At 71.0% G+C, this 9,337-nt stretch carries 9 protein-coding genes and 2 pseudogenes; 6 read left to right on the top strand and 5 right to left on the bottom strand.

Going from position 1 to position 9,337, the window contains the following annotated elements; all coding sequences use genetic code 11:
- Positions 1 to 619, top strand: a 619-nt coding sequence (locus VIM26_RS02205) for an amidohydrolase family protein (RefSeq protein ID WP_331948683.1), incomplete at its 5' end; no start/stop codon positions are given.
- A gap of 30 nt (positions 620 to 649) precedes the next feature.
- Here the strand turns inward: VIM26_RS02205 and VIM26_RS02200 are convergent.
- Both VIM26_RS02200 and VIM26_RS26960 read right to left on the bottom strand, forming a co-directional pair.
- Complete coding sequence (locus VIM26_RS02200; RefSeq protein ID WP_331948682.1) at positions 650 to 1,045, bottom strand: hypothetical protein; 396 nt, start codon at positions 1,043 to 1,045, stop codon at positions 650 to 652.
- Positions 1,046 to 1,066: 21 nt separating this feature from the next.
- Positions 1,067 to 1,391: pseudogene (locus VIM26_RS26960) on the bottom strand (alcohol dehydrogenase catalytic domain-containing protein); the annotation flags it as partial.
- Between the two features lie 154 nt (positions 1,392 to 1,545).
- Between VIM26_RS26960 and VIM26_RS02190 the strand changes: the two are divergent.
- The 5 genes from VIM26_RS02190 (at position 1,546) to VIM26_RS02170 (ending at position 5,915) form a co-directional block, all read left to right on the top strand.
- Complete coding sequence (locus VIM26_RS02190) at positions 1,546 to 2,976, top strand: ferredoxin reductase family protein (protein ID WP_331948681.1); 1,431 nt, start codon at positions 1,546 to 1,548, stop codon at positions 2,974 to 2,976.
- Between the two features lie 13 nt (positions 2,977 to 2,989).
- A complete protein-coding gene (locus VIM26_RS02185; protein WP_331948680.1) occupies positions 2,990 to 3,466 on the top strand; it encodes an FMN-binding protein in 477 nt (158 codons plus the stop codon).
- Positions 3,463 to 4,275, top strand: coding sequence for an FAD:protein FMN transferase (locus VIM26_RS02180; RefSeq protein WP_331948679.1), 813 nt, complete (start codon positions 3,463 to 3,465; stop codon positions 4,273 to 4,275). Before VIM26_RS02185 ends, VIM26_RS02180 begins: the two co-directional genes overlap by 4 nt.
- 84 nt (positions 4,276 to 4,359) lie before the next feature.
- Positions 4,360 to 4,995, top strand: coding sequence for an FMN-binding protein (locus VIM26_RS02175; protein WP_331948678.1), 636 nt, complete (start codon positions 4,360 to 4,362; stop codon positions 4,993 to 4,995).
- Between the two features lie 188 nt (positions 4,996 to 5,183).
- The gene (locus tag VIM26_RS02170; RefSeq protein WP_331948677.1) at positions 5,184 to 5,915 is read left to right on the top strand and encodes a GAF and ANTAR domain-containing protein; all 732 of its coding nucleotides are present in this window, start codon (positions 5,184 to 5,186) and stop codon (positions 5,913 to 5,915) included.
- Between the two features lie 178 nt (positions 5,916 to 6,093).
- Here VIM26_RS02170 and VIM26_RS02165 read toward each other — a convergent pair whose 3' ends face one another.
- From VIM26_RS02165 to VIM26_RS02155, 3 genes and pseudogenes are all read right to left on the bottom strand, one after another.
- The gene (locus VIM26_RS02165) at positions 6,094 to 6,726 is read right to left on the bottom strand and encodes an acetate uptake transporter (RefSeq protein WP_331948676.1); all 633 of its coding nucleotides are present in this window, start codon (positions 6,724 to 6,726) and stop codon (positions 6,094 to 6,096) included.
- Positions 6,723 to 8,732 (bottom strand): acetate--CoA ligase, encoded by a 2,010-nt coding sequence (acs, locus tag VIM26_RS02160; protein ID WP_331948675.1) that lies wholly within the window; start codon positions 8,730 to 8,732, stop codon positions 6,723 to 6,725. The genes VIM26_RS02165 and acs overlap by 4 nt, the downstream gene beginning before the upstream one ends.
- Positions 8,733 to 9,011: 279 nt before the next feature.
- Positions 9,012 to 9,337: pseudogene (locus tag VIM26_RS02155) on the bottom strand (hypothetical protein); the annotation flags it as partial.

The following is a 9,337-nucleotide window of genomic DNA, read 5'->3' as shown; positions in this document are numbered from 1 at the left end:
CTACGGCTCTACGGCTCTACGGCTCTACGGCTCTACGGCTCTACGGCTCTACGGCTCTACGGCTCTACGGCTCTACGGCGAGACGACCAGGATCACCGACGCGCTCGACGTCGGGCTGCCGGTCGCGCTCGGGGCGGACTGGTGCCCGAGCGGTTCGACGAGCCTGCTCGCCGAGCTGAAGGTGGCCCGGCGCGAGCTCGCCAACCAGGGCCGCCTCCTCGGCCCCGCCGAGCTGGTGGGGATGGTCACCGCGCGGGCCGCCGAGATCGCCGGCCTCGGCGAGCACCTGGGCAGGCTCGACGTCGGACGGCCCGCCGACGTGCTCGTGCTCGCCCGGTGCGACCCGGACCCGTACGAGTCCGTCTGCGCGGCCACGCCGAACGACGTCGAGCTGGTACTGATCGGCGGCGGGCTCGCCTACGGCCGGGCCGACTGGGTGCGCGCCCTGGCGCGCGACCCCGCCGACCCGAACCTCGAGCCGGTCCTGGCCTGGGGCCGACAGATGCTGCTCGACACCAGCTACCAGGGCCAGCCCGACGGCGGCCGGACGCCGCGGCTCGCGGAGCTGCGAGCCGAGCTCACCAGCACGTATCCCCCGGTCGGCCCGATCTGGGCCTGAGGGCGCCGCCGTCGACCGGCTCGAAGACCGCTAGAGCTCGAAAACGATCCGGGCCGGCACGGCGCCGGCCAGCACGTCGGCCATCGACGTGTTGATGGACTCGAGCTTGCGGGTCTCGGTGATCACCCGGGTACGGCCCGCCGCGGGCAGCGCGAACACCTCGCGGAGGTCCTGCCGGGTACCCACGATCGACCCGATCACCGACAGGCCGCCCAGCACCGTGGCGAAGATCGGGATCTCGAAGCTGCCGTCGCGCGGAAGCCCGGCGACCCGTTCGCCCGGGACGACGTGGGCGACCTTGACCGCCTTGTACGAGGTCACGCCCGCGCAGGTGAGCGGGGCGGCATCCACCGGGTCGACCCCCGCCGGCACCTTGACGACGTAGCGGCCGTCCGCGGCGGCGTACTCGGCGAGCGCGCCGTCCACGGAGTACCCGGTGTTCTGCTGCGCCTCGCACAGGGTCTCGCGGCCGTCGATGCAGTAGCCGCACTCCCCCGCACCCGTACCCGAACCACGGAATCGCGACCCGGTCGCCGACGGCGACGCTGGTGACCCGCGGTCCTACCTGGGCCACGATGCCGACCCCCTCGTGGCCGGGCGTGAACGGCACGGTCGGCCGCACCGGCCAGTCGCCACGTGCCGCGTGGATGTCGGTGTGACACAGGCCCGAGGCCTCGAGCCGCACCAGTACCTGCTGATCGCCCGGAACCGGGACCGGGAGGTCCTCGATCACCAGCTCGCGATCGAAGCTCTCTACGACTGCCGCGCGCATAACTTCCACTTCCGTTCGTTTCCCATGCGGTTGACTACGCGGTTTTATTCGTCTCCGGTGCATAGCGGATATAGGGGCCGAACGTCCCCGCTCGAACGCGGGTCGGTCGGTCCGCTCAGCACCGTCTCAGGTGCCGTCCCGGACACTGACGTTCATGGCCACCCCGACGACCCCTGTACTCAGGACGCCCCACACCTCCCGCCGAGTGACCCGTCTGCGAGCCCCCGCACGTCCGCGCTGGTGGGCGGACGCCGTCGGGATCGTGGTCTGGGCGAGCATGCTGATCGTCGTGGCCCTGTGGGTGTCGAACGGCGGCGTGCAGGCCATCTTCTCGGGCACCGGGTCCGCGCTGAGCACCCTCGGGCGCCTGCTCGGCCTGCTCAGCAGCGATCTGCTCCTGCTGCAGGTCCTCGCGATGGCCCGCATCCCCCTGGTGGAGCGGTCCCTCGGCCAGGACAAGATCACCCGCTGGCACCGGCTGCTGGGCTACACCTCGGTCAACCTCATGCTCGCCCACATCGTGGCCATCACCTTCGGCTACGCGGCCCTGGCCCGCACCGGGTTCTTGGCCCAGCTGTGGTCCCTGATCACGACCGCCCAGGGCATGCTCCTCGCCACCGTCGGCACCGCGCTGTTCCTCCTGATCGCCGTCACCTCGGCCCGCGCCGCCCGGCGCCGCCTGAAGTACGAGTCCTGGCACCTGTTGCACCTGTATGCGTACCTCGGCGCCGGCCTCGCCCTGCCGCACCAGCTGTGGACCGGCGCCGACTTCCTCGCCTCCCCCATCGCGACCGCCTACTGGTGGGGCCTGTACGCCGTCGCCGTCGGCGCGGTTCTGATCTACCGCGTCGCCATCCCCCTGGGCACCTCTTGGCGGCAGCGGCTGTCCGTCAGCCACGTCGTGAAGGAAGCCCCCGGCGTCGTGTCCATCTACGTCACCGGCCGTCGCCTGGCCCGCCTGCGCGTCGCGCCTGGCCAGTTCTTCGTCTGGCGGTTCCGCACCGGTGCGGGGTGGACCCGCGGACACCCGCTCTCGCTGTCCGCCACCCCGACCTCGGGGGTCCTGCGCATCACCACCGCGACCCGCGGGGACGACGGCGACCGACTCGCCCGGATGGCGCCCGGCACCCGGGTGCTCATCGAGGGCCCCTACGGACGCCTCACCCCGGACATGCGGACCCGTCGCGGCCTCGTCGTCATCGGCAGCGGCCTGGGCATCACCCCCCTGGTCGCGCTGCTCCAGCACGCCGCGGCGGCCAAGAACCCGGGGCCGATCACGCTGGTCAGACGCCTCAGCAGCGCCGAGCACCGACCGCTCCAGCGGGACATCGACCACCTCGTCGACTCGGGGGCCGTGCAGGTTCTCGACCTGATCGGGCCGCGCAGCCGGATCGGCACGCCCTGGCTGCCGCGCGATCTCGGGCATATCCCCGGAACCGAGGCGCTGCGGCTCCTCGTGCCGGACCTGATCGACCGCGACGTGTACGTCTGCGGCACGGCGCCGTGGGTCGACGCCGTCACGGCAGACCTGACGGCCGCGGGCGTGCCGGACGACGCCCTGCACATCGAACGATTCAGCTGGTGAAAGGAGGTCTCTCGTGCGTCGCATCGTGATCACGATCGGTACCACCCTGTCCGGCCTTGTGCTGCTCTTCTTGTACCCGACCAGCCTGAACCGGATCTCGCCACCCCCCGTACCCGCTGCGGGCGGCGCAACCGGCGCCACCGGCTCGGGAACCGCCGGCAAGGCGGCCGCCGGCACCGCAAAGCCCGCGCCTGCCCCCGCGGCCGCGGCACCGCCGAAGACGTACGCCGGCTCCGTCGCGCAGACGCCGTACGGACCGGTCCAGGTGCAGATCACCGTCGCGGCGGGCGCGGTGACGAAGTCCGAGGCGATCCAGCTCCCCTCGGGGAGCAGCCGCGACGACCAGATCAAGGCCAACGCGGTCCCGGTCCTGAACAGCGAGGCGGTGGCGGCCGGCTCGGCGAAGATCGCCATGGTTTCCGGCGCGACCTACACGTCCAACGCCTACACGCAGTCCCTGCAGAGCGCGCTCGACCAGGCGGGAGTGTGACGACGAGCGCCGCGGCCGGGTCCACTGCCGTGGCGTCCGTCGGTGACGCGCCCGCCCCGCACCGCGCGTGGGTCGAGCAGATCATGGGCATGCCGATCAGCGTGCACGTCCGCGGATCGGGTGCCCGGGACCCGCACGCCGCACACGCGGCCCGCGAACTGTTCGCCGACCTGCGCACGGCCGACGCCCTCTTCAGCACCTACCGCGCCGACTCCCAGATCAGCCGCCTGGGCCGCGGCGAGCTCACCCTCGACGAGTGCGACACGTCTGTCCGCGAGGTGCACCGCCTGTGTGCGGCCGCGCTCCTGCGCACCGACGGCTACGTCGACGCCTGGAACACCCCCGGCCGCCCCGGCCAGTTCGACCCCACCGTCCTGGTCAAGACCTGGGCCGTCGCCCGCGCTGCCCGGCACTTCGACGCGCTGTCCGACCTCGCGGTCGCCATCGGCGCCGGCGGCGACATCCTGCTCCGGCCCGGGTCCGAACCCGACCCCTGGATCATCGGCATCGAAGACCCCAACGACTCGACCCGCACCCTGGCCACCGTCCCGGTGCACGACGGCGGCGTCGCCACCTCCGGCTCGGCCGCCCGCGGCAACCACATCCACGACCCGCACACCGGAAGGCCCGCCACCGAGATCCGCTCCGCCACCGTGATCGGGCCCTCCCTGATGTGGGCCGACGTCTGGGCCACCGCCGCCGTCGCCCGCGGCCGGACCGCCGTCGACTGGGTCGACACCCTGCACGGGACGAGCGGACTCCTCGTGCTGGCCGATGGGACGGTGCATCGCTGGAGCAACGAACCCTGACCTGCGCCGATCAGACGGGCCCGCGCCCCGTCGGCATCTCTCGCGGCTGCCAAGCACCCCCTGAACCGCCGAACCGGAGGGCTCATGCGTCGCAAGATCGTCGCCACCTGCAGCGCCGTCACCGGGCTCGTCCTGCTGGCCTCGTGGGGCACGAGCAATCGCGCTGACTCCGGCGGCGTGCTCGCGGCCGCCCGCATGGCCCCGCCGACGTCGAGCACGTCGTCGCCACCCGCCGTCACCGCGCCCGCCGTGGCCACGCCCGTCGTCGTCGAGCCCAACGACACGCTGAGGCCCGCGGACGCGCCGACCGAGACCCCGGAACCGACACCGACACCGCCCGCGCCGACTCCGACTCCGACTCCAAAACCAACCCCCAAACCAACCCCCAAACCTGCGCCTGCGCCTGCGCCCAAACCCAAACCCGCGCCGAAGCCCGTGCCCAAGCCGGCACCGGTCACTGTCGACGGCGCTGCGGTGGGGACTCCGTACGGCCCCGTGCAGGTTCGCCTCACGCTCGTGAGCGGGCACGTCACCTTCGCCGCGGCTATCGCGCAGCCGGGCGGGAGCGGCACGAGCGAGCAGATCAACGCCTATGCGATCCCGATCCTCAACCAGGAGGCGGTCGCCGCCGGGACGGCGCACGTCGCGATGGTCTCCGGGGCGACCTACACGAGCGGGGCCTACCAGCAGTCCCTGCAGAGCGCGCTCGACAAGGCGTGACGACGGGCAGGTCAGGGCACCTTGACTCCGAATGGGATAATTGGTAAGTCGGAGGTCATCCGAGCGTGCCACCTGGAGACGCGCCATTTCCGGTGCAGCTGAACGTGGGTTCGTACCCCGTCGAAACCTCGGCTCTCATGTCCGACCACGACCATAGCCACGACTCGCCGCCCGCCACGAGCGGGTCCATGCCTGCCTCCCACGGTGCAATCCGCGAAGCGGCCAGCGAGCTGCAGGACCTGCTGCTCGCCACCGAGGACGTCGAGGACTTCCTTCAGGAGCTCGTCGCGATCGCCGTCGCGACCATCGGCGGTGACATCTCGGCCGGCGTCACGGTGTCCCGCGACGGTCACCCGGCCACGGTGACGAGCAGCGACGCGCACGCCGCCCGGTTCGACGAGGTGCAGTACGGGCACGACGAGGGGCCGTGCCTGACCGCGATGCGCACCGGCCAGCTCGTGCTGATCGACGACCTCGCCGGGGACGAGCGGTTCGGCAAGTACCGTCCGCGGGCCCTCGCGCTGGGCGTCCGGTCTTCCCTTTCTCTCCCGCTCGACGGCGGCAGCCACGCCGTCGGCGCGCTGAACCTGTACTCCCGGTCCGCGCACGCGTTCGGTCCCGTCCAGCAGGCCGAGGCGCAGCGGTTCGCCAACGAGGCGTCGCGGGCCCTGACCCTGGCCGCCCGCTTCGCGCACAACGTCGAGATCACCGACCAGCTGCGCGCCGCCCTGATCTCACGAACCTCGATCGACCAGACGATCGGGATCATCATGGGCCAGAACCGGTGCGACGCGGACGCGGCGTTCGCCGTGCTGCGCGCCGCCTCGCAGAACCGCAACGTCAAGCTCCGGACCGTCGCAAGCGAGATCATCCTGGCGGTCAGCAGCATGCCCCCCGCGATGCACCCGTTCGTCGAGTGACCCCAACGCACAACGCACAACGTCCGAGCGTTGACGTCCTATAGGACGTCAACGCTCGGACGTTACGGCTTTGAGGCGGGCAACTCTGGCCACCGCAGATGCGGTGAGCCTTACCCTCGGCCCAAGTGATCAGCTTGGCCCGAGGCCCGAGGCCCGATCGGCTACATCGGCCGAGTGGCTACTTCGGGCCTACCGGGAGCACGGTCCGCTTGTAGGTCGAGTTGGCCACGACCGCGAAGGACGCGTACCAGGCCGTGAGGGCCGTCGCGATGCCCAGCCCGCCGCCGATCCTGGTGGCCGCCACGACGCCGGTGTAGTCGCCGATGGCGAGCGCGAAGAACGTCACCGTCAGCAGCACGAACACGCTGAACACCGCCGTGCTGACCTTGCGGGCCGCGATGGTCATGTACAGCGTGAAGATGCCCCAGGCGAGCAGGAACACCGCAACGCCCTTGCCTGCGTCCGCGCCGGCTCCGGACAGGTCGGTGAACCGCGCCAGGAACCAGAACGACATCCAGAACGCACCGTAGGAGCAGAACGCCGTCGCGCCGAAGGTGTTCTTGTTCGCGAACTCCCAGATCCCCGCCGCGAACTGGGCGATGCCGCCGTAGAACAGGGCCAGGCTGAAGACCACGGGCTCAACGGTCGCCGGCAGCAGCCCGGCGTTGACGAAGCTGAGCACGAACGTCGTCAGTGCGAACGCAGCCAGGCCGAGCGCCGCGGGATCGGCGGAAGGCGTCGGCGCATACCGTGCCGCGCGCTCCTCGAGGTTGAGCACCGCGTCGGACTCGGCGCCCTCCTCGCGGCTCATGACTGCACCCCGACGTTGAGCGAGTCGGAGATGGTCTTCATGATCCCGGAGTCAGCCAGGGTCGACGCGTCGCCGGCCTCGCGACCTTCTGCGATGTCGCGTAGTAGTCGCCGCATGATCTTCCCGGAACGGGTCTTGGGCAGCTCCGGGACCACCAGGATCTGCTTCGGCTTGGCGATCGGACCGATCTCCTTGGCCACGTGGTTGCGCAGGATCGTGACGATGTCGGACGGGGTGGTCCCGTCGGCGGTCGCGGACTTGCGCAGGATGACGAACGCGACGACGGCCTGCCCCGTCGTCTCGTCGGCGGCGCCGACGACGGCGGCCTCGGCGACGGCCGGGTGGGACACCAGAGCCGACTCGATCTCCGTCGTCGAGAGGCGGTGGCCGGAGATGTTCATGACGTCGTCCACCCGGCCGAGCAGCCAGATGTCGCCGTCCTCGTCCTTCTTGGCACCGTCGCCCGCGAAGTACATCCCGTCGAAGCGCGACCAGTAGGTGTCCTTGAAGCGCTCCGGGTCGCCCCAGATGCCGCGCAGCATGGCGGGCCAGGGTTCCTTGATGACGAGGTACCCGCCCGAGCCGTTGGGCACGGGCACGCCCATCTCGTCGACGACGTCGATCGCGATGCCGGGCAGCGCGACCTGCGCGGAGCCCGGCTTGGAGACCGTGATCCCCGGCAGGGGCGAGATCATCTGGGCGCCGGTCTCGGTCTGCCACCAGGTGTCCACGATGGGCGCCGTGTTGCCGCCGATGACCTCGCGGTACCACATCCAGGCCTCGGGGTTGATGGACTCCCCGACCGACCCCAGCACCCGCAGCGAGGTCAGGTCGAACTTCGCCGGGATCTCGCGGCCCCATTTCATGAAGGTGCGGATCGCCGTGGGCGCCGTGTACAAGATCGACACCTTGTACTTCTCGACGAGCTCCCACCACCGGCCCTGGTGCGGGGTGTCCGGCGTGCCCTCGTACATGAGCTGGGTCGCGCCGTTGATCAGCGGGGCGTAGGTGACGTAGCTGTGGCCGGTGACCCAGCCGACGTCGGCCGTGCACCAGAAGACGTCGGTCTCGGGGCGCAGATCGAACACGTTCTTGTGCGTGAAGGCCGCCTGGGTGAGGTACCCGCCCGTGGTGTGCAGGATGCCCTTGGGCTTCCCGGTGGTGCCCGACGTGTAGAGGATGAACAGCGGGTGCTCGGCCCCGTGCCCGACGGCGACGTGCTCGGCCGAGGCGGCCTCGACGGTGTCCGCCCACCACGAGTCGCGGCCCTCGACCCACGCGACGTCCTGGCCGGTGCGCTTGACCACCACGACGTGCGCGACGGTGTGGCCGTCCCGACCGAGCGCCTCGTCGACGGCCGGCTTCAGGGCGCTCGGCTTGCCGCGACGGTAGGTGCCGTCGGCGGTCACGACGAGCTTGGCGTCCGCGTCGTCGATGCGGCTGCGCAGCGCGTCGGCGGAGAAGCCGCCGAACACGACCGAGTGCACCGCACCGATCCGGGCGCACGCGAGCATGGTGATCACCGCTTCGGGGATCATCGGCAGGTAGACCGCGACGCGGTCGCCCTTGGCCACCCCGAGCGCCTCGAAGGCGTTCGCGGCCTTCTTGACCTCCTCGGTGAGCTGGGCGTAGGTGAAGGTCCGGGTGTCACCGGGCTCACCCTCGAAGTAGATGGCGACCCTGTCCCCGCGCCCGGCCTCGACGTGACGGTCCAGGGCGTTGTAAGCCGCATTCAGCGTGCCGTCCTCGAACCACTTCGCGAACGGCGCGTCGGACCAGTCCAGCGTTCTGGTGAAGTCTTTGTTCCAGGTCAGCAGCTCACGTGCCTGCCGCGCCCAGAAGGCGGGCCGGTCGGCGTCCGCCTCGGCGTAGATACCCGCCTTGGCGACGGCGTTCGCCGCGAAGGCGGCCGACGGCGGAAAGCTCCGGTCCTCGTGGCTCAGGTTCTCGAATGCGTCGCCCTGCCGGGGCCCGCTGTTGGTCGTCGCTGGTTTTTCCTGAGACATCTACCTACCCCTTTGTTGGGCTTCACAATTGTCCGCCCGCAGGCCGCCGACTCGGCGTTGAGTGCACGGTCCTGCAGGGTCACTACCTCGGTGTCGAACCGCGGGCGGAGTGGCTCGCCCCATAAGTAGAACCCTTGGCCAATTGTGATGCAAATTCCAGCAAACCCCCCGGAAAGATCGGTCGATCTTCCCGCTGGGGCAAGATGGGGTGCGAACGGTTGCCCGGCGCCGGTGAGCGCTTTGCGGCCGCGTGCCCCGGCGCCGGTGCGCACTTGGGGATCAGGTGGGCTCGAGGACAAACCAGCGCACCCCGTGCGCAGGCACCTCGCACGCGAGGTCCTGCCCGGCGGGCACGACCAGCCGGTCGGGGCCCGCTCCCCACAGATCCCGGGCCGTCCAGGCGTGCGTCGCGGCGGCGTGACCGACGAGCGACGCGAGCGCGACCCGCGCGGGACGCCCCGTCGCGCCAGTCGCACCAGGCGCGCCGGTCGCACCGGTCGCACCGGTCCAGAAGATCGCGACGAATCGGCTCTCGTCACCGCTGGATCGCGCGGTCCAGACGATGAGCTCGCCGTCGTCCATCGGCTCGCGCACGACCTCCCGGC

The sequence above is a fragment of the Pengzhenrongella sp. genome (assembly GCF_036565025.1).
In the GTDB taxonomy this organism is placed as follows: domain Bacteria; phylum Actinomycetota; class Actinomycetes; order Actinomycetales; family Cellulomonadaceae; genus Pengzhenrongella.
The sequence above is the reverse complement of the archived record's forward strand: the minus strand, read 5'-3'. Positions and strand labels throughout refer to the sequence as shown.

Excerpts from the sequence above, each read along its gene's own strand:
- VIM26_RS02190 (WP_331948681.1), top strand. The coding sequence starts at position 1,546 with ATGGCCACCCCGACGACCCCTGTACTCAGGACGCCCCACACCTCCCGC.
- acs (WP_331948675.1), bottom strand. The coding sequence starts at position 8,732 with ATGTCTCAGGAAAAACCAGCGACGACCAACAGCGGGCCCCGGCAGGGC.
- VIM26_RS02165 (WP_331948676.1), bottom strand. The coding sequence starts at position 6,726 with ATGAGCCGCGAGGAGGGCGCCGAGTCCGACGCGGTGCTCAACCTCGAG.
- VIM26_RS02175 (WP_331948678.1), top strand. The coding sequence starts at position 4,360 with ATGCGTCGCAAGATCGTCGCCACCTGCAGCGCCGTCACCGGGCTCGTC.
- VIM26_RS02170 (WP_331948677.1), top strand. The coding sequence starts at position 5,184 with ATGCCTGCCTCCCACGGTGCAATCCGCGAAGCGGCCAGCGAGCTGCAG.